General features: G+C 57.0%; 20 protein-coding genes and 2 tRNA genes. 12 read left to right on the top strand and 10 right to left on the bottom strand.

All coding sequences use genetic code 11. The features are described from left to right. Positions 1–15: 15 nt before the first annotated feature. Together TX82_RS07850 and TX82_RS07845 are read left to right on the top strand one after the other, a co-directional pair. Positions 16–741 (top strand): histidine phosphatase family protein, encoded by a 726-nt coding sequence (locus TX82_RS07850; RefSeq protein ID WP_005009062.1) that lies wholly within the window; start codon positions 16–18, stop codon positions 739–741. Further along, positions 738–1,529 carry an ABC transporter ATP-binding protein gene (locus tag TX82_RS07845; protein WP_144079132.1) on the top strand — a complete coding sequence of 264 codons (792 nt, stop codon included), beginning with the start codon at positions 738–740 and terminating at the stop codon, positions 1,527–1,529. Before TX82_RS07850 ends, TX82_RS07845 begins: the two co-directional genes overlap by 4 nt. An 8-nt stretch (positions 1,530–1,537) precedes the next feature. Here the strand turns inward: TX82_RS07845 and TX82_RS16240 are convergent, their stop codons facing one another. Further along, entirely contained in the window at positions 1,538–1,690 is a 153-nt protein-coding gene (locus tag TX82_RS16240) for a hypothetical protein (protein ID WP_222822991.1), read from the bottom strand. Continuing rightward, positions 1,669–2,265, bottom strand: coding sequence for a glycosyltransferase (locus TX82_RS07840; RefSeq protein ID WP_052338225.1), 597 nt, complete (start codon positions 2,263–2,265; stop codon positions 1,669–1,671). The genes TX82_RS16240 and TX82_RS07840 overlap by 22 nt, the downstream gene beginning before the upstream one ends. A 233-nt stretch (positions 2,266–2,498) precedes the next feature. Between TX82_RS07840 and TX82_RS07835 the strand changes: the two genes are divergently transcribed. Next, on the top strand, positions 2,499–3,065 hold the full coding sequence (locus TX82_RS07835; protein ID WP_005009054.1) for a tetratricopeptide repeat protein: 567 nt from the start codon (positions 2,499–2,501) through the stop codon (positions 3,063–3,065). A gap of 28 nt (positions 3,066–3,093) precedes the next feature. After that, the gene (locus TX82_RS16235) at positions 3,094–3,402 is read left to right on the top strand and encodes a NifU N-terminal domain-containing protein (protein WP_005009052.1); all 309 of its coding nucleotides are present in this window, start codon (positions 3,094–3,096) and stop codon (positions 3,400–3,402) included. 16 nt (positions 3,403–3,418) lie between these two features. On the opposite strand, the gene TX82_RS07825 is transcribed toward TX82_RS16235, so the two are convergent. Continuing rightward, positions 3,419–4,735: a M18 family aminopeptidase gene (locus TX82_RS07825; protein WP_005009050.1), complete on the bottom strand. Its 1,317-nt coding sequence runs from the start codon at positions 4,733–4,735 to the stop codon at positions 3,419–3,421. A gap of 317 nt (positions 4,736–5,052) precedes the next feature. On the opposite strand from TX82_RS07825, the gene TX82_RS07820 reads away from it, so the two are divergent. Beyond that, entirely contained in the window at positions 5,053–5,385 is a 333-nt protein-coding gene (locus TX82_RS07820; protein WP_005009046.1) for a hypothetical protein, read from the top strand. Between the two features lie 72 nt (positions 5,386–5,457). On the opposite strand, the gene TX82_RS07815 is transcribed toward TX82_RS07820, so the two are convergent. Together TX82_RS07815 and TX82_RS07810 are read right to left on the bottom strand one after the other, a co-directional pair. Next, positions 5,458–5,853, bottom strand: coding sequence for an ExbD/TolR family protein (locus TX82_RS07815; protein ID WP_005009044.1), 396 nt, complete (start codon positions 5,851–5,853; stop codon positions 5,458–5,460). Positions 5,854–5,856: 3 nt separating this feature from the next. After that, on the bottom strand, positions 5,857–6,534 hold the full coding sequence (locus TX82_RS07810; protein WP_244875010.1) for a MotA/TolQ/ExbB proton channel family protein: 678 nt from the start codon (positions 6,532–6,534) through the stop codon (positions 5,857–5,859). A 287-nt stretch (positions 6,535–6,821) separates the two neighbouring features. On the opposite strand from TX82_RS07810, the gene TX82_RS07805 reads away from it, so the two are divergent. The 7 genes from TX82_RS07805 to TX82_RS07775 all read left to right on the top strand — a co-directional run bounded on the left by TX82_RS07805 (position 6,822) and on the right by TX82_RS07775 (position 12,344). After that, on the top strand, positions 6,822–7,592 hold the full coding sequence (locus TX82_RS07805; RefSeq protein ID WP_144079131.1) for an outer membrane protein assembly factor BamD: 771 nt from the start codon (positions 6,822–6,824) through the stop codon (positions 7,590–7,592). Between the two features lie 15 nt (positions 7,593–7,607). After that, positions 7,608–8,507, top strand: coding sequence for a sigma-70 family RNA polymerase sigma factor (locus TX82_RS07800; RefSeq protein ID WP_005009038.1), 900 nt, complete (start codon positions 7,608–7,610; stop codon positions 8,505–8,507). A gap of 79 nt (positions 8,508–8,586) precedes the next feature. Further along, positions 8,587–9,189, top strand: a complete 603-nt coding sequence (gene plsY, locus TX82_RS07795; protein WP_005009037.1) for a glycerol-3-phosphate 1-O-acyltransferase PlsY — start codon at positions 8,587–8,589, stop codon at positions 9,187–9,189. A 68-nt stretch (positions 9,190–9,257) separates the two neighbouring features. Beyond that, a tRNA-Gly gene (locus TX82_RS07790) sits at positions 9,258–9,332 on the top strand. A gap of 35 nt (positions 9,333–9,367) precedes the next feature. Beyond that, positions 9,368–9,441, top strand: a tRNA-Cys gene (locus TX82_RS07785). 385 nt (positions 9,442–9,826) lie between these two features. Then, a complete protein-coding gene (locus TX82_RS07780) occupies positions 9,827–10,339 on the top strand; it encodes a DUF3015 family protein (RefSeq protein WP_005009035.1) in 513 nt (170 codons plus the stop codon). A 145-nt stretch (positions 10,340–10,484) separates the two neighbouring features. Next, positions 10,485–12,344 carry an Lnb N-terminal periplasmic domain-containing protein gene (locus TX82_RS07775; RefSeq protein ID WP_222822990.1) on the top strand — a complete coding sequence of 620 codons (1,860 nt, stop codon included), beginning with the start codon at positions 10,485–10,487 and terminating at the stop codon, positions 12,342–12,344. 24 nt (positions 12,345–12,368) lie between these two features. On the opposite strand, the gene ftsY is transcribed toward TX82_RS07775, so the two are convergent. The 5 genes from ftsY to TX82_RS07750 form a co-directional block, all read right to left on the bottom strand. Further along, positions 12,369–13,325 (bottom strand): signal recognition particle-docking protein FtsY, encoded by a 957-nt coding sequence (ftsY, locus tag TX82_RS07770; RefSeq protein WP_005009030.1) that lies wholly within the window; start codon positions 13,323–13,325, stop codon positions 12,369–12,371. A 127-nt stretch (positions 13,326–13,452) separates the two neighbouring features. Then, complete coding sequence (locus TX82_RS07765; protein WP_005009028.1) at positions 13,453–14,634, bottom strand: FG-GAP repeat domain-containing protein; 1,182 nt, start codon at positions 14,632–14,634, stop codon at positions 13,453–13,455. A 58-nt stretch (positions 14,635–14,692) separates the two neighbouring features. Continuing rightward, positions 14,693–16,294: an SDR family oxidoreductase gene (locus tag TX82_RS07760; RefSeq protein WP_005009027.1), complete on the bottom strand. Its 1,602-nt coding sequence runs from the start codon at positions 16,292–16,294 to the stop codon at positions 14,693–14,695. A 91-nt stretch (positions 16,295–16,385) separates the two neighbouring features. Next, positions 16,386–17,219 carry an MBL fold metallo-hydrolase gene (locus TX82_RS07755; protein ID WP_005009025.1) on the bottom strand — a complete coding sequence of 278 codons (834 nt, stop codon included), beginning with the start codon at positions 17,217–17,219 and terminating at the stop codon, positions 16,386–16,388. A 15-nt stretch (positions 17,220–17,234) separates the two neighbouring features. Continuing rightward, on the bottom strand, positions 17,235–17,625 hold a 391-nt coding region (locus TX82_RS07750; RefSeq protein WP_222822989.1), incomplete at its 5' end, for a hypothetical protein.

The following is a 17,625-nucleotide window of genomic DNA, read 5'->3' as shown; positions in this document are numbered from 1 at the left end:
ATTGTTGTATAAAAAATGACAAGCCTCTGGCTTGTCATTTTTTTATTGAAACGCATTCCCGTGTCCTCAAAAAGTTTCATACCCTCGGACCCCGGCACCCGCAAGTTCAAGGGCGAACCGGGGTGCCGCGTGTATCTCATCCGCCACGGCGAGGTGGCCAACGCGCATCTCATCTGCATGAACGGCCATTACGACGTTGAATTGTCGAAAAAGGGCGAACAGCAGATGCAGGAAGTCGCAGAAGCGCTGAACCCGCTTCCCCTGAAAGCCGTCTATTCCAGCGATCTGACGCGCACCTTCACCGGCGCGCGTCTCATCGCGGAAAAACATAATCTGGAACCCGTCGCCTTCCCCGAACTGCGCGAGTTGTCTTTCGGCAAATGGGAGGGCATGTCGATCAAGGAACTCACCGAAAAGTTTCCAGGCGAGATGGAAAAACGCATCAAAAACACGGAGCTGTTCCGCGCCGACGAAGGCGAAACCTTCGATGAGCTCGCGGCGCGCGTCGTGCCCCGCTACAAAGCCATTATCGAGCAACATCCAAACGACGTCATCGCCATCATGAGCCACGGCGGCGTCAACCGCACCATCCTGAGCCACCTTCTCGGCATCCCCACCGTTCACCTGTTCCGCTTCGCACAGGAATACGCCGCCATCAACGTCATCCAGTATTACCCCGATCAGGTCGTGGTCGAGTTGATGAACGGTTCATGCAGGGATATCGGTCCGCGTCCGTCATGAAACCGTTCCTTCTCCGCGTCGAAAACGCCACCGTGTACCGCGGCGACAACGAGGTGTTAAAGGAAATCAACTGGACCCAGCACGAAGGCGAAAACTGGGCCGTGGTGGGCAACAACGGGTGCGGCAAAACCACGCTCATGAAACTGCTGTTCGGCGAAATTCTTCCGATCGACGGCGGACAGGTGCACTGGTTCAACAGCACAACGTGGCGCGGCCTGTTCGAAATCCGCGAGCGCGTCGGCTTCGTTTCCGCCGAATTCCAACGGCAGTACGATCAGAACGTGACCGCTTTGCAGGTGGTGGAATCGGGATTCTTTTCCAGCATCGGTTTGTGGGAGGATGTGCGCGAAACGCAGACACGCAAGGCGGAAGCGGAAATGGATCATCTGGGCATCCGTCACCTTGCGCCCCGGCGGTTCCTGCAATTGTCTTACGGCGAAGCGCGGCGGGTGCTCCTCGCTCGGGCCCTGGTCAACCGCCCCGACCTGCTGGTGCTGGACGAACCCTGTGCCGGGCTCGACATCCCGACGCGCGAAGTGTTTCTCGAGACCCTCTCCCGCCGCGTGCGCAACAGGAACCTCATCTACGTGACGCACCATATCGAGGAGATCCTGCCCGCCATCACGCACGTGCTTCTGCTCAAGGACGGACGCGTTTTCGCTCAGGGTAAGAAACACGACATCCTGACCGGTGAGGCGTTTTCAGAAGCGTTGGAATGCCAGGTGAGCGTACAGGAAAACGGCGGGCGGTTCTGGATCACGGGATGCCGGCCACACCGCAAGCAATAAGGAGTGCGTTAACGGTACCGTCCCAAAAGGTCGTTAACGCGGATGCGGATGGCGTCTTTCAGCATCTTCGACGAGTCCTGCACAATGCGCACACGCGAGTCGTCTGAGTTGTGCCACTCCACCGGAAGCTCCAGCACGTTCAATCCCGCCTTCTTCGCCAAAAACAGCATCTCGACATCGAAGCAGAAATGGTCGATCCGCATTTTTTGAATAACTGCGCGCCCGTACTTTTGCGGAAGGCCTTGAAGCCGCACTGGGTATCGACGAAATCGTCGATCACCAGAAAGCGGATGATCCGGTTAAAGATGCGTCCCATGCCCTGCCGGTACCACGCCTGACGCTTGACCACGTTGGAGTCCGGCAACGAGCGCGAGCCGATGACCACATCGCACCCCGCCTCCAGGTGCGGCAGAAAGCGGTCCCATTCCTGAATCGGCGTGGAAAGATCCGCGTCGGAGATCAGCACAAACTCCCCCGCCGACTCCAGCACGCCGCGCCGCACGGAGTACCCCTTGCCGCGGTTGCCGTCGTTTTTCAGCACCACGCACTCCTCCGCCGTCATGTAGCGCGCCGGAACCTCCGCCGTGCGGTCGGTACTGCCATCGTCCACGATGAGCACCTGCCAGCGGTAGTCTTTGGATCTCAGAAATGCGGTCAGTTTCTCGAGCGTGGACGCCAGGCGACTTTCCTCATTCAGACACGGAATGACCACGGACAACAAGGGATCGGCAGGCATGAACGGCTCACAGGCGGGATGAATAAAGCAATTTAAATCCAGGCAAAACGAGGTTCATTAAACACCAAATCCGGCGGGAAATCCATCCCCCAGCCGAAATATCCGGTCCGCCCCGGAGCCGGGTATTTCCCGGCCTCAGAACGGGTGCGGGATTTTCATGCAACGTCTTGTCAACCTTCCCGGAATTGGTATAGAATCGTCCGGTTGACCCAAACTGGGACAAGGAGACCTCCGTGCGGAACGCCCTCTGGATTGTACTGGCAGGCCTGTGGTTGTGGACGGTTCCCGTTCCCGGTCACGCGGATGAAGCCCGCGACTGGTGGACGCAGGGCAACCAGCTCAGCCAGGCCGGAAAATGGGAAGAAGCGGTGGAAGCGTATCACCAGGCCATCCAGATCAACCCGGACGCCGCCGGGCCGTTTTTCAATTTGGGGCTCGCCTACAAGGCATTGGGACAGTACGAACGCGCCGCCGCGGCGTTTGAACGGACCCGGCAGTTGGAGCCGGGCAACATGGAAGTGCACCTGCGGCTGGGCAACATCTACAACCTGATGGAGAAGTGGGGCCAGGCCATCGAACACCTCAACCTGGTTGTGCACCGCGTCCCGGATAATGCCGAGGCGCACGGCAACCTGGGCTGGGCGCTGTTGAATTATTCAAATGGACCGCAGTTCAAACTGCTGGTTCTGCAAAACCTGGAAAAAGCCGTGCACCTGTTCGAGCAACAGGGCCTGCACCAGGCCGCCCGCGCCACGCGGGAAACCCTGGATGGTGCCCGCAAACAATTCGGTTACGAATAATAATACCGTTGATTCACGAGGATCGCTCATGCTGGATACTCAAAACTCACAACACGAGGCACTCATGACGCTGGAAGTCAAAGCCGAAGTCACACGCAACCCGGACCTGGTGACCTTTCGTCTGAACAAAACCCTGATTCCGCCGGGCACCGGGCTGTCATTTTCCGGGCCGGAGTACGCGAAGGATCACCCGCTCGCCAACGCCCTGTTTCAGATTCGCGGCGTCAAGGCCGTCTGGATTCTGGGCAACGACGTTCAGGTAACGAAAGACGAAAACGTACGCTGGGGCACCATGACCTCCCGCATCATCGAGACCATCAAGCGCATCGAAGGCTGATTCCCACCGCGCGGTTTCATTCCGGACGAAAAAATTCCTTGAGGACGCGGACCATATCCGCGTGGTCATGCGCGCCCGCCATCTCGCGCACGGAGTGCATGGAGAGCATGGGATTGCCCACGTCCACGGTGCGGATGCCCAGGTTCGCCGCGGTGATCGGGCCGATGGTACTGCCGCAGGCGAGGTCCGACCGCATCACGAATTTCTGCACCGCCACCTTCGCTTTTTTGCACAACAACTCGAAGCGCGCGCCGGTTTCACCGTCGGTGGCGTAACGCTGGCCGGCGTTGGATTTGATCACCGGACCACGGTTGAGAAGCGGCATGTGGCGGATGTCGTGCTGGTCGGCGTAGTTGGGATGCACCGCGTGCGCCATGTCGGCGGAGATGAACAGCGACTTCGCCACCGCGCGCAGAAACGCCTCGCGCGGCTGTTTCGACTGCATGGCCAGCCGCTCCAGCGTGTCTTTCAAAAACGGCGAGCCGCCGCCCTGCGCGGTTTCGCTTCCCACTTCCTCATTGTCGTAAAACACCACCAGCCGCGTGGATGCGTCTTTTTTCGGCGCGTCCACGAGCGCCCTCAACGCCGCGTGGCAGGACGCGAGATTATCCAGACGCGGCGCGAACAGAAACTCTTCTTCGGCTCCGGCAAACGACGACGGTTGCGTGTCGAACAGCATGAGGTCCTGGCTTAGGATCTCCTCCGGCTTGCACTTCACCGCCTTCGACACCAACTGCCTGAGCGTTTTGTCTGTGACCTGCGATTTTTCCGCCATCATGAAAACGGGCGGCAGGTGCGACTGCTTGTTGAGCACCAGCCCCTGGTCGTTGACGTTGCGGTTGAGGTGGATGGCCAACTGCGGAATGCGTAAAAGAGGCCGGTCGAATTTCACGAGGCGCGGTTCCGCCGGACCCTGCCTGCGTTGCACCATGACGCGTCCGGCCAGCGACAGGTCGCGGTCGGTCCACGTGGTCAGCAACACGCCGCCGTACACCTCCACCCCCAGCTGGCCGTATCCGTTTTTTTCGTAGGCAGGATGGGGTTTGAGGCGCAGGTTGGGGCTGTCCGTGTGCGCGCCGACGATTTTGAATCCCGTCTCCTCCGGCGGCCGCGTGCCCGTCACGAAGGCCACGATGGAGGTGCCGTTCCGCACGACATAGTGACGCGCGCCCGGCTTCGGGCTCCAGGCGTCCTCTTCCTTCAATTCGGAAAACCCGCTGGCCTTGAGCAACGCCACGGTTTCCGCAACGGCGTGGTAGGGCGTCGGGCTGGCATCGATGTATTCCAACAGCGCTTCAGCCAGCGGCCGGTGGGGGCTTGCAGATGCTGTCATACGTGTGTTTCCTGTCATTCAATTCCACGAAAAACCGAACCGATATGGTACCCGCAATCGAGAACCATTCAAACCGTTTTCGAAAAGCGGCAAAAATCCTCCCTCCCTTTCCGTTAATTTCTGCACTAAAAGGCGCAGGGAACCCGGCAAAAATTGTGATTCCCCCGGGCGTTTTCAACTCATTTTTTTAAATAAGTTACACAATAGGGATCGCAACCCGAGCTTGTCGGAACCCGGCGAAGCGCAGCCAGCTCAAAATCTTCTGTTTCCTCCCGGGCACCTGTTCCATTATGCTAACAAATGTTTGGGAGCCTATTATGAAGCCCGTTTATGAGGAGGAGCGACTGATGGGTGATGTGGTCGACGCAAAATTTGGAACCCCGCTGACACCGAAGCTACTTAAATTCGATCCGGCCAACCCCGATCCGGAATACCACGCGGACATTTTCAGCGAATTGTTCAGAAACTTCCCCCAGTACAAGGCACACGTCGCCGCCTATGTCGAAAGGAATTACTGCACGGTCATCAACGACGAAGACCACCCCACACCGGAGCACGTGCTCAAATTCCTCAAAGAGGACGAGGTACGCTGGCTCAACGAGTGGATCCAGACACGCGGTCCGCAGTTTGCCAAAAAACCGGCCCGGTGACGGCAACCACCACTCCAGGCAACCCGTTTTTGAAATTTTAGAGAAATCGTCCTTTGGCCTGAGGCGGGACCGTCACTTGACGGCGATGCTGATGTCGGCGATCCTCGCCGCCTGCAATATGCCCATCACTTCCACCACCTTGCCGTAAGCCAGGGCCTTGTCGGCGCGGATGAGCGCCTGCTGACCGGCGGGAGATTCGATCGCCTCGACCTTCGCTTCCAGTTCCTTAACGGTGATGCGTTTGCCGTTCAAAAAAATTTCTTCCTGGCTCGTCATCTCGATTTCCAGCCGTTCGCGTTCCTTCAGTTCGCTGGACTTTTTGGAGGTGGGCAGGTCGATCTGCAACTGGCGGGGGAAGTCCACAAACGCGGTGGACACCATGAAAAAAATCAGAAGAAGAAACACCACGTCCACGAGGGGCGTGAGTTCCAGCGAATAGTTTTCTTCTTCCTCGCGCTTGAAATACATCGCTCAGGCCCGGAACGGCTGGGATTTGGTGGGCGGTTTGCCTTCACCTTCCTTGCGTTGTTTGTCCTGGTTCTTTTTCATTGCTTCAAAGGACAACTCTTCCACCAGTTGAAACGACACCTCTTCCATCTCGAACACGAAGCGCTCGATGCGCCCGCGGAAATAATGGTACAACGCCAGCGCCGGAATGCCGACCATCATGCCCGCGGCGGTGGTGATGAGCGCTTCCGAGATGCCGCTTGCCACCAGGCCCGGATCGCCCGTACCGCTTTGAGAGATGACGTTGAACGCTTTGATCATGCCAAACACCGTGCCCAGCAGGCCCAGCATGGGCGTGATGTTGGCCACCGCTCCCAGCACGCGCAGGTTGGAGGTGAGAAGCGCCGCTTCGTGCTGGCCCGCGCCTTCAATGGCGCGTTCGATTTCATCCACCTTGCCGCCGAAGCGCAACAGACCCGCTTTCAAGATACGCGCAAGCGAGGTGTCGTAACCATGGCACAACTGGAGGCCCAGCTGAATGTCCCTCCAGTTCCAATGGTCGCGTATTTTTTTGAGAAAGTCAGGGTTGATGATGTGCTTGCGCCGCAGGTTGTACATGCGCTCTATGGCGATGCCCACCATCAGGATGGAGCAGAAAATGATGGGGTACATCATGAATCCACCCTTTTCGATGATAGACAAAACGTCCCAGTCCGCGGTACTTGCAGGTTTCGACTGCGCCCAGGAATTCGATGCGAAAAGAAAATTGATTGTGAAAGCGGCCAGAATGGAGCGAAAACCGGGCAGAAAGCTTTGAGGAAAACGGGTGGCTCTGGCAGGAGGCATGGCATTAGTCTCGAATTGACAAATACTTAGCTCTTATATCATGAACGTTTGCCCCATGACAAGGAGCAAACGGAAAGCTTGGTTTCTTGCAATAAAATTAAATAAAACAATGCTATTATAAAGAGTGTCCTGAGGGAGATTCTGTGTATTCAATCATGCTGAACCGCTCCAAAACGTCCTTCCGCTCCCTGCTCGCCCTGCTGATCCTGGCTTTGGCTGCAACCGGGTGTGCCGCTCTCACACCACCGCCGAAAACCCCTGAGGGCCTGCTGAAAGAGGCAAAGTCCATTTTCAAGGGCAACAATTATCCGGAGGTGATCCGCACCCTCAACAACCTGCTGCAGGAGTTTCCGGACAGTCCGGAGCGGGTGGAGGGCCTGCTCCTGCTGGCGCACAGCCATTATCTGATGGACGAATATCTTGAGGCCAAGTTTCACTATGAACGCTTTGTCGAGTTGTACCCCGCACACCCCAAAACGGCGCAGGCCATGTACTACCGCGCGCTTTGTGACTACGGCCTGATGGACACGGCCCTGCGCGATCAGACCGCAGCGGAGAATGCCATACGGAATTTTCAAAAGGTTCTCGACGAGCATCCTGAAAGCCCATTTGCCAGTAAAGCCCGTCAAAAAATCCAGGACTGCAAAAAAAGCCTGGCGGACAACCAGATGGAAATCGCGCGATTCTATTACCGAACCAGTTCGTTTCTGTCGGCGATCAACCGGTTCCAGACGATCATCAATAAATACCCGGAATCGCCTTTCATCGACGAGGCTTACTTCCTGCTGGGTGAATCTTATTTTTTTGAGCAGAACTTTGAAAATGCACGTAAGTCCTACGCACAATTGGTGAAATCGTATCCGCGCAGCCCCTATGTGCGCGAAGCCCGGTCTCGCCTCAGGGAAATTCCCTGATATAATCGAAAAGACATGGCAAAAAAAGGATTGAATACATCGAAGTCGACTAAACGGTCCGCCCGCCCCGCCAAGAAGGACAACCGGGGCGAAGTACCCGATGCGCTGACTCATTACATGAACGAGATCAGCAAACTCAAACCGCTGGCCCGTGAGGAAGAGGAAGAACTGTCCCGTCAGATCAAGGCGGGCGACGCTCAGGCCATGCACGAGCTGGTACGGCGCAACCTGAAGTACGTGGTCACCGTCGCCAACAAGTACCGTGGATGCGGGCTGTCCCTGCAGGACCTCATCGAGGAAGGCAACATCGGCCTGATCCAGGCGGCGAAACGCTTTGACGGCGAACGCCACGTCAAGTTCATCACCTACGCGGTGTGGTGGATCCGCCAGGCCATCATGCACGCCCTGGCGGAACAGGCCGGCACGGTGAAACTACCGATCAAGCAGGCGGGCAAGCTGTACAAGATCGAACGCGAATACAAGAAGCTCACCAACGACCTCGAACGCGAACCAACCACGCTGGAGGTGGCGGAAGACCTCGGATACAAGGTGGAAGACATCGAGTCGATCATGCGTGCCTACCGCACGTACCTGTCGCTCGACACCCCGCTCAAGGAAAACGAAACGACGCCATACCTCGATCTTTTGGAAAACCCGAATTACATTCCGTACGACGACCAGATAATGCGGGACACGTTGCGAAAAAAGATCGACGATCTGCTGCACCACCTGTCGCCGCGCGAGGAGAAAATCATCCGCATGCGTTTCGGTTTCGACGGCGACCCCAAAACATTGGAAGAAATCGGGCAGGCCATGGGACTGTCGCGCGAACGTGTGCGACAGATTGAAAAACGCGCCAAGATGCGGCTCAAGGTGCGCTCCGCCGGTGAATCGTTACAGGATCACCTGGATTGATGAGGAGCCGCATGACCCGACCTGATTTCTCAATTCCAACCACCCTGCAGGATCTACCCAAGCCGACCTTTAACCATCCATGAACGAAGAAAACCTCGCCCTGACCGGTGTGATTTGGACCTGCGCATTTTTAATGGGATCCATTCCGTTCGGCCTGCTCATCGCCAGGCTCAAAAACATCGACATTCGCAAGGAGGGAAGCGGCAACATCGGCGCCACCAACGTGGCCCGCACTCTGGGACGCAAGGCGGGTATCCTTACCCTGGTGGGCGACTGCGGCAAAGGCTACCTGGCCTGCTGGCTCGCCGCCCAGACCCTGGGAACCACCTGGCAGATCGCCGGGGCGGGATTGCTGGCGTTTCTCGGCCACGTGTTCTCGCTGTTCCTCAAATTCAAAGGCGGCAAGGGCATCGCCACCGGGCTGGGCATCTACCTGTTCCTGATGCCCGCCGCAGCGGGGGGTGGCATGCTGATGTTCGCCCTGTTGTTGGGAATCACCGGCTACGTGTCCGTGGGGTCACTGGCGGCGGCGGTGACCATCCCCGTTCTGGGATGGGCCTTTTCCGCGCCTCCATCCTACGTTGCGGTCGCCGGAGCGGCGGCGGGACTCACCATCTACAAGCACAAGGAAAACCTCGCCCGCCTGCGTGCCGGCACTGAAAGCAAATTCCTGAAAAAATAGCGTTTGACAATCCGCCCTCAAAAAATATAATGAATTCTTCAGGGAACTTCCCCAAAAAATGGAAAAATGCGGGAGTAACTCAGTGGTAGAGTGCAACCTTGCCAAGGTTGAGGTCGAGGGTTCAAATCCCTTCTCCCGCTCCATTTTTCCCCCTCCGGTTTCTTTTCTTTTTTATTCCGGCACCGTCGCCAAGTGGTAAGGCAGGGGTCTGCAAAACCCTTATCGGCGGTTCGAATCCGCCCGGTGCCTCCATTTTCCCAACTTCCAGAATCCGGAACTCTCCCGGTCATTTAATCCCGTCTCACTTCACCCTTATTTCCAGGATGGAATTGAAATTTTTTGGCGTAACGATCGATTTTTCCCTGAACAGGGTGAAACTGCATGCAAGCTTAACAAAGCCGAAATCAATATTTTATCACCCTCATTTTAGATACACCCAATTGAACTAATATTTTCAACTACTTTGACTTGCCCGGGATGGCGCAATTTGTTGTACAGGTAAGGTGAATGTGTTAGACTCGCATTATTGAAATTGTCGGCAACACGAATTGCTTCACAATTTCCGCAAGCAGCGCCCACCGGATCGCTGACAGCGCTCTGGTGGCGTTCTATTTCCAACATCAAGAGGAGATCATCCATGAAGAAAATGCTATTGATGGGTTCCATCCTGTTCTCGATGATGTGTTTCTCTGGCAATGCGCTGGCTGCCGGTTACGGCGAAGCGGGTTGCGGACTGGGTTCTCTGGTCTGGCAGGATGCGTCCAAGCAAAAAGATCCGGTTTTCCAGATTCTGGCTTCCACCACGAACGGCACATTCGGCAGCCAGACGTTTGGTATCACCACCGGCACTTCCAACTGCAATGACAGCATTTTCAAGGTAGAGAAAGAGCGCGAAGTTTTCGCCGCGATCAATTTCTCGACTCTCGTTAAGGAAATGGCCATGGGCGAAGGCGACAACCTGAACACCCTGGCTTCCCTGTACGGTTGCACTGAAACGAACTTTTCCGATTTCGGCACCGTCACCCAGCAGAATTTCGGCAGCATCATCACCAGCTCCGAAACCACGCACAAGGACATGCTGATGAACCTGAACGGCGTACTGGTTAAGGACGGCAACCTGTCCAAAGCCTGCACCGGCATCATCGGCTAAACCAAACCGCTTGAACAAAGATGCCGGCTTCCGGGCAATCCGGAGCCGGCATCTTTTTATTTTTCCCGCCTTGAACCGTTCCCTCTCACTCATCATTCAATTCGTCGTTTTCCTGGCCTTCGCCGGATTCCCATCTATTGAAACAGTGCGGGCTCAGTCTGAAGTTCCATCGTACGCGCAGGAACTCATCGACCGGGCGCGGTCCCTCAACCTGGCGGAAGAACGCCGCTGGCGTCTGTTCGGCCACTACCGCACCAACTGGTGGGGGCATCTGGAAAGCGAGGCCGACGCGCCGGAATTTTTTCTGTCGCCTGAGGGCAAAACCGATCCGCAAAAAGAACTCGACGCCACCCTCCTCGCGTTTTTCCAAAACCCGGCTGACGTGCCGGAAGGCATCATGCATCCGCAGTGCCGTTTCCCGGCCCGCTACAAGTGGCTGAACGAGCGGTTGGGCTTCGATCTTTCACGCCTGCCGGACCAGCCCTGCTCGCGGCTGGAGCGCTGGATCGGACGGCTCGACCCCAAAACCATCACGCTCGTTTTCGCCTCCTACTACATGAACAACCCGTCGTCGATGTTCGGCCACACCCTGCTCCGCATCGACAGTCATTCGCGCGCACGCTACAAGAAACTTCTCAACTACGGCGTCAACTACGCCGCCAACCCGGACACGGACAATCCCGTACTCTATGCCATCAAGGGCGTCGGCGGTTTTTTTTCGGGGACGTTCACGGTGTTTCCGTATTCGATCAAGGTGCAGGAGTACAACAACTGGGAAAGCCGCGACCTGTGGGAGTATGAACTGAACCTGACAGCGGAACAGATGGATTTTCTTCTGCGCCACCTGTGGGAACTGGGCAACATCGAATTCGATTACTATTACTTCCAGGAAAACTGCTCCTACCACATGCTCACCGTACTGGAAACGGCCAACCCGGAATGGCGGCTGACCGACGGTTTTGTGTTCTCGGTCATTCCCGGCGACACCATCAAGGCACTGGTAGCGCAACCGGGGCTGGTGAACTCCGTCTTTTACCGTCCCGCCATCCTGAGCAAGATGAATCACAAGATCGAGCAGATGGAATCCGGTGAACGTAACGTATTGTACGACCTGGCAGACGACAAATCGGCGCTCAAGGAAAAACCGTACAGTGCGTTGACCATCCCGCAGAAAGCGCTGGTGCTGGACGCTTATCTCGATTACCTGGAATACCTTTACGTGCAGGACCGCGCGGTGAACCCGATGGCCCCCATCCGCATCCCGCAGGAAATCTTGCTGGAACGTGCACGCCTCAAACACCAGCGCGGCGACAGGGAAGTGATGCGGTTTTCATCGCCGCCGGAAGAAGGACACGGCACCGACCGTTTCCACCTCGCTACCGGGCTCAACGACAGCGAACTGTTTCAGGAGGTGGGGTACCGGCCCGCCCTGCACGATCTTCTCGCAGACGAGACCGGTTACGACCGCCATTCGCAGATCCTGATGATGGACGGCCTGTACCGCTACTACCACGAATCCCAACGCTGGCGCGTGGAACGGTTTCAACTGCTCGACATCATCACCCTCACCCCCTTCGAGCCGATCTTCAAGCGCCCCTCCTGGAGAGTGAACCTGGGCTTTGAACGCGTGCGCGATTTCGATTGCGAATACTGCCTCGCCTTTGGCGGTACCACCGGCGTGGGCCTCACCTACGAGCCGGGACACGACTCACCCTTCCTTTTGTTTGCCATGCTCGAGGCCGAAGCGGAGACCTCCGGCAGTTTCGACGACAACTTCCGGCTGGGGGGCGGCGGCACGGGCGGCGCGTTCTTCACGCTGAACCGTGATTGGCGCGTGTTTGCGGGTGGCGAGTACAAACGTTTTCCGCTGGGGCACGACTCCGAGATCATCGAGTGGACGGCGCAGGGACGCTACCGCGCATCGCAGAATGTGGATGTGCGTCTCGAATACCGGCGCACCGGCCACACCGACGAAGGCGTGCTGTCGTTCAACCTTTACTTCTGAAAATATGAAACTTCCTGCTGGGGTTCAACGCTCGAAGAGGGCGTTGACGAAGGCGGTGGGATCGAATTTCTGCAGGTCTTCGGCTTTTTCGCCGACGCCGATGTAGCGCACCGGCAGTTTCATTTCCTGCACGATGTTGAACAGAATGCCGCCCTTGGCGGTGCCGTCCAGCTTGGTCATGATGAGGCTATCGATTTGAAGGGCTTCATGAAACAGGCGGGCCTGCGAAATGCTGTTCTGGCCGATGCTGCCGTCGAGCACCAGCATGGTTTCGTGCGGCGCGTCTTCCTGCACCTTGCCGATGACGCGCTTCACCTTCTTGAGTTCTTCCATCAGGTTGGTGTTGGTCTGCAATCGCCCGGCGGTGTCAATGAGCACGATATCGGACTTGCGCGCGATGCCGGCCTGCACCGCATCAAACGCAACGGCGGATGGATCGGCTCCATGTTTCTGCGCGATGCAGGGAACCCCCGAGCGCTCCGACCACATCTGCAACTGCTCGATTGCCGCCGCGCGAAACGTATCGCCCGCCGCAAGCAGCACCTTCTTGCCTTCCTTCGACCATTTCTGCGCGAGCTTTCCGATGGTGGTGGTTTTGCCGGACCCGTTGATGCCGATGACCAGCACCACGAACGGTTTTTTCGACGCGAGGTCCCACGGCGTCTGGTGTTCGCTCAACAGACGCACCATGATGGTTTTCAGATGCGCCTGCACCTGTTCCGGCGTGCGCAGGTGATTTTGCGCCACTTCTTGGTTCAACTCCCCAAGGATCCTGCTCGTCGAGTTCATACCGGCATCGGCGATGAGCAGGGCCTCCTCGATTTCATCCATCAATTCCGGCCCGACCTTGGCCTTGCCGAGCACGATGTTGTCGATACCCTTGGAAAACGAGTCGCGTGTTTTGCTCAGCCCGTTTTTGAGCCGCGAAAAAAAGCCGCCCTGTTTTTCCTCTTCAATTCTGGGTTCGGTGGAATCGTTCATGTTGAGGTGATTATATCAGGCCGGAAACTCAATCGGACCGGCAACTTGGCATGGAATCTTGGGTAATTTTTTTGAAGCGAATTCGACAGGGATGTTTTCCCCGGAAAGCCTGGAGCCAGACCAGCCCTCAGCCGGAAGTTTTCTGCACGGTGGGTCCGGGCAAGGGGGAAGGTTGTTTCCCCTGCTTCAGCAGGATGGTGATGAGGTTTTTATCCCGGCAGGATACGGCAAGATCCAAATACCCGTCCTGGTTGAAATCGCCCACCGCCATTCCCTGCGGGTACTCATCCACGTAATGGATCACGGGAGGATAGATGAAAGTCCCATCTCCCCGCCCCAGCGTGACGGAAATCGTATCGTTGGTGGCGTTGGAGACCGCCAGGTCCTCAATGCCGTCTCCGGAAAAATCCGCCGCAACAATGAATTTCGGAAATTCACCCGCGGCAAAATCTTGAAGAGCGTGGAATTTCTTGTCGCCGTCATTCATGACCATGGTCAAGGCATGCAGGGAATTGCTGGACGTCACGAGGTCGATTTTGCCGTCGTTGTTGGCGTCGATGTTGGCGATGGTCAGCGGCTGCCCGCCGCCACGGAAATTTTTACTGGGATCGAACTTGCCGTTGCCCTCCCCCCACAAAATCTGCACACCGGTGTTGCCGGAACCCGCCAGCGCCACCGCCAGATCCCGAAACCCGTCCTTGTTGTAATCGCCGGAAATCACACCGGTCGGCTGACCCCGCACCGCAATCTCCACCGGGTCCTCGAACACGCCGTTGCCCTTGCCCTGCAGGTACACCACCTTGTGGAAGCGCAGTGAAACCATGAGGTCCGGCAACCCGTCTTTGTTGAAATCGTCCGTTGTCAGGTTGATCGGGATGCGCCCCGGCTTGATGATCTTGCCCGTGTTGCGGAAACTGCCACCGCCCGAGTTCAGCAGGATGTGGAGAGTGCCATCCTGATAATTGAGGATCGCCAGGTCCTTCAATCTGTCGTTGTTGAAATCGGCAACCGCGGTGGCGATGGGATCGGCACCGGTTTTGATGACGATGCCTTCCTGAAAGGTGCCATCTCCCTTTCCCTTCAGGTAAGACAGGTTGTGCTCGCCGCTGTTGAGCACCACGAGGTCAAGATGACCGTCCGCATCGAAATCGTCCGTCACCAGGTAGGACGGTTCTTTCCCCGTGTCATACACCGCATTGATCATGAACAGCGGCGGAATGCGTTTCTGGGGTTGGGAGTTGGATTGGGGGCACCCTGCCAGGGAAATACCCAAGGCCAATATAATGGTATAAAAAACAAACCGCTTCATAATTACCTGCACACTTTTATATGGGTGAGGATAGCACAGCCACCGGATTGCAACAACCTTAGACTGAGGTTTCTTTTTCGGGCAATTGCCCGCTGGCAGCGTTCTTCGCATCTTCGAGCGGGGCGCGGCCGAAGGAATCGGTCAACCGGGCTTCGCGTTCAAAATGATTGAGCATGCCGCGGAAAATATAAGTGTGGAAACGGGAAAGCGTGTACCAGTACAGGTGGCCCCAGAAAGGTTTGGGGATGAAATGGGCGCGGAGGATGAGGCGGGTGTGGCCCGATTCCGCCGGTTCCAGCAAAAACTGCAACCAGGAATAACCGGGTGATATCAACTCCGCCCGAAGCAGAAGTTCCTTGCAGGGTTCCAGTTTTTCCACCCTCCAGAAATCAACCGAATCGCCGACGCAAAGGTCGAACGGATCACGCCGCCCGCGCTTCAACCCAACTCCTCCCAGCAGGCGATCGATGAACCCCCGGATCTCCCACAACAGGTTGCCGTGCAACCAGCCGTAAGGCCCCCCGATGCGGCACACCATCTGGAAGGTTTGATCCAAATCTGCAGGAATTTTTCGCTCGTGTTCGTCGAACAGGAAGTGTGCCGATTCGTACTGGGCCAGCGGCATGAGGTCGGCCATGTCTTCAGGTGGTACGTCGCTCCAGTGTGAAAACACGCGCGAGCTTTGTTCCTTTTCAAACGCCCAGCGCACGGCGGTGTCGAAATCCAGCGGCTCAAACGGCACAATGCCGCGAATCGTGTCATCGGTCACGATCACATCGGTACGCAGGCTTTCCAGCAGGAGGCAGGTGATGTTGACCGGCACCGAGATGAACAGGTGCAGGTAGAGGGAAAAAATCCGGCAAAGCATATTGACCGGGATCGGCACCCAAGACACATCGAAAAACCGGACGCGGCGGTCGTACAATCCGGCGAAGCGAAGGACCATCTCCCGGTACGACATGGTGTCGCGTCCCCCAATGGGATACTGCCCGGTTTCGATTTCATTGGTTTCCAGTACCCCCACCAGGTACTTGATAACATCGCGTATGGCAATGGGCTGGCACAGGGAGTTGAATTCCGGAAGAAAGGGAATCCAGCGCATGTGCAAAATCATCGACTTTAACAGCTCGTAGGAAGCACTTCCGGTTCCGATGATGATCGCCGCACGCAGGTGCACCACGGTCATGCTGGCTTCGGAGAGGATTTGGCCCACTTCCATGCGGCTTTTCAGATGCCAGGAAATCTGTTTGCAATCCTCGCCCAGCCCGCCCAGGTAGATGATCTTTTGAATGCGGTTTTCCTCAGCCGCTTCCTTGAAATTCTGCGCCGACACTTTTTCCGCCTGTGCGAATTTCCTCTTTTCCAGGCGCAGGCTGTGGATCAGGTAATACGCAGTATGCACCCCGCGCAGGGCCTCGTTCAGGCTGTCCTTTTCGAGCGCATCCGCATACACGTACTCCAGGTTGGGGTGCTCCAGAAGGGGCGTCAGCACGCGGTTGCGCATCATGCACCGCACCCGGTAGCCACGGTACAGCAACTCCGGCACCAGCCTCTTGGCCACGTAACCGTTGGCACCGGTAACAAGTATGAGTGTGCCCGCGGGCAGAGACCGGGTGGGAAGATCGTCGCAATAGTGGTAATTCACCTTTTCGGGATCCATGCTTCCAATATGGGGGCGGCATACCGGATTTTCAAGAAAACTCTGGGAATCCGGGGAACCTGCTAAAGGGAAAGGACCCAACCAGGAAGGCTCACACCTTCCCGCAAAAGAACGGATTGTGGCGTTTTTCCTCTCCGACGGTGGTGGCGGGACCGTGCCCGGGGTGCAGGCGGGTGGCGTCCGGGTACACGAGCAGGCGTTCGGTGATGGAGCGGTACAGGCCCGGCCAGGAGGCGTTGGCACGGCCCATCGACCCGGCGAAGATGCAGTCGCCGGAAAAAATGGTGTCGTTAATTCTGTAGGACACACCGCCTGCAGTATGACCGGGGGTGAACAGGACTTCCACCTTCATGCTTCCCACTTCCAACACGTCGCCGTCATTAACAAATTGAAGGTTGCGACTGCCGCGCGGCCTGAGTTCCTTTTCCTGAATATAGGAAGGGCAGGAGAAAGCTCGATCCAGCTTTTCGAGCCCTCCGGCATGATCCGGGTGCGCGTGAGTGAGCAGAATCCTGGATGGCTTGACCTTAAGTTCTTTTGCTTTTTGAATGAGGGCGTCCGGGCTGGCTCCGGTGTCCACCACCGCGGATTCACCGGTGTCGGGGCAGCGGATGAGGTAGCATTTTACCGGGTACAGCCCCATGAACACATTGAGGCAGGTGAGATCCAAAGCGGGATCATTCTGTGGCGGTTTTGGGGACCAGGCCTCGTGCGCGATGGCGCGGAGGCAGGCGGCATCCAGATTCAGCGCCTCCGCCAGCGTGTCAATTTCCGCATCCTCTGGAACCTGCTCGTAGCGCTCCATTTTCTGGATGCGTTGCAGGTCCAGACCGGTGGCGGCGGCGAGGTCCTTTTGCGACCAGTTTTTGCCGTCGCGGGCTTTTTCGAGTATGTCCCCGAGTTCGTCTTCGAGGGATGCAGGCATACGGTCCGGTATCGTTCAGGCGGGAGTGGCTTCCTTCCGCAGAAAATAAAAAGCGCCGAGATACATGATCATGGAAAGCAGGTAAAGAGGCTTGGTGCCCAGCAGCATGGCGTTGTATTCCATAAGACCTCCCAGCACGGCGCCGAGCACATTATACCCCAAAGCCAGGGCCGCCGCATGCCGCGTCTGGAACACTATTGCAAAAAGAATACTGGAAAAAAGAATGGGCAGAGCCACCAGCAGGCTTCCCACCAGCCACTGCAGGCCCAGCGGCAACGCCAAAAGGTTTTCCACGGGAGCCAGGTAGCAAATCAGGAGCGTGACCATCAGCAAACCGAATTGAAGATTCCGGTTCTCAAACCAGCGGCGGATCACAACCAGGTTCGCGAACAGCACCATCACCAGG

The sequence above is a fragment of the Nitrospina gracilis 3/211 genome (assembly GCF_000341545.2).
Lineage (GTDB): Bacteria > Nitrospinota > Nitrospinia > Nitrospinales > Nitrospinaceae > Nitrospina > Nitrospina gracilis.
Note: the sequence above shows the minus strand (reverse complement) of the source record. Positions and strands in the feature narration are given on the sequence as shown.

Excerpts from the sequence above, each read along its gene's own strand:
- TX82_RS07755 (WP_005009025.1), bottom strand. The coding sequence starts at position 17,219 with ATGCCTGCATCCCTCGAAGACGAACTCGGGGACATACTCGAAAAAGCC.
- TX82_RS07840 (WP_052338225.1), bottom strand. The coding sequence starts at position 2,265 with ATGCCTGCCGATCCCTTGTTGTCCGTGGTCATTCCGTGTCTGAATGAG.
- TX82_RS07760 (WP_005009027.1), bottom strand. The coding sequence starts at position 16,294 with ATGGATCCCGAAAAGGTGAATTACCACTATTGCGACGATCTTCCCACC.
- TX82_RS07800 (WP_005009038.1), top strand. The coding sequence starts at position 7,608 with ATGGCAAAAAAAGGATTGAATACATCGAAGTCGACTAAACGGTCCGCC.
- TX82_RS07765 (WP_005009028.1), bottom strand. The coding sequence starts at position 14,634 with ATGAAGCGGTTTGTTTTTTATACCATTATATTGGCCTTGGGTATTTCC.
- TX82_RS07815 (WP_005009044.1), bottom strand. The coding sequence starts at position 5,853 with ATGTATTTCAAGCGCGAGGAAGAAGAAAACTATTCGCTGGAACTCACG.
- TX82_RS07850 (WP_005009062.1), top strand. The coding sequence starts at position 16 with ATGACAAGCCTCTGGCTTGTCATTTTTTTATTGAAACGCATTCCCGTG.
- plsY (WP_005009037.1), top strand. The coding sequence starts at position 8,587 with ATGAACGAAGAAAACCTCGCCCTGACCGGTGTGATTTGGACCTGCGCA.
- TX82_RS07820 (WP_005009046.1), top strand. The coding sequence starts at position 5,053 with ATGAAGCCCGTTTATGAGGAGGAGCGACTGATGGGTGATGTGGTCGAC.
- TX82_RS16235 (WP_005009052.1), top strand. The coding sequence starts at position 3,094 with ATGCTGGATACTCAAAACTCACAACACGAGGCACTCATGACGCTGGAA.
- TX82_RS07825 (WP_005009050.1), bottom strand. The coding sequence starts at position 4,735 with ATGACAGCATCTGCAAGCCCCCACCGGCCGCTGGCTGAAGCGCTGTTG.
- TX82_RS07780 (WP_005009035.1), top strand. The coding sequence starts at position 9,827 with ATGAAGAAAATGCTATTGATGGGTTCCATCCTGTTCTCGATGATGTGT.
- ftsY (WP_005009030.1), bottom strand. The coding sequence starts at position 13,325 with ATGAACGATTCCACCGAACCCAGAATTGAAGAGGAAAAACAGGGCGGC.
- TX82_RS07845 (WP_144079132.1), top strand. The coding sequence starts at position 738 with ATGAAACCGTTCCTTCTCCGCGTCGAAAACGCCACCGTGTACCGCGGC.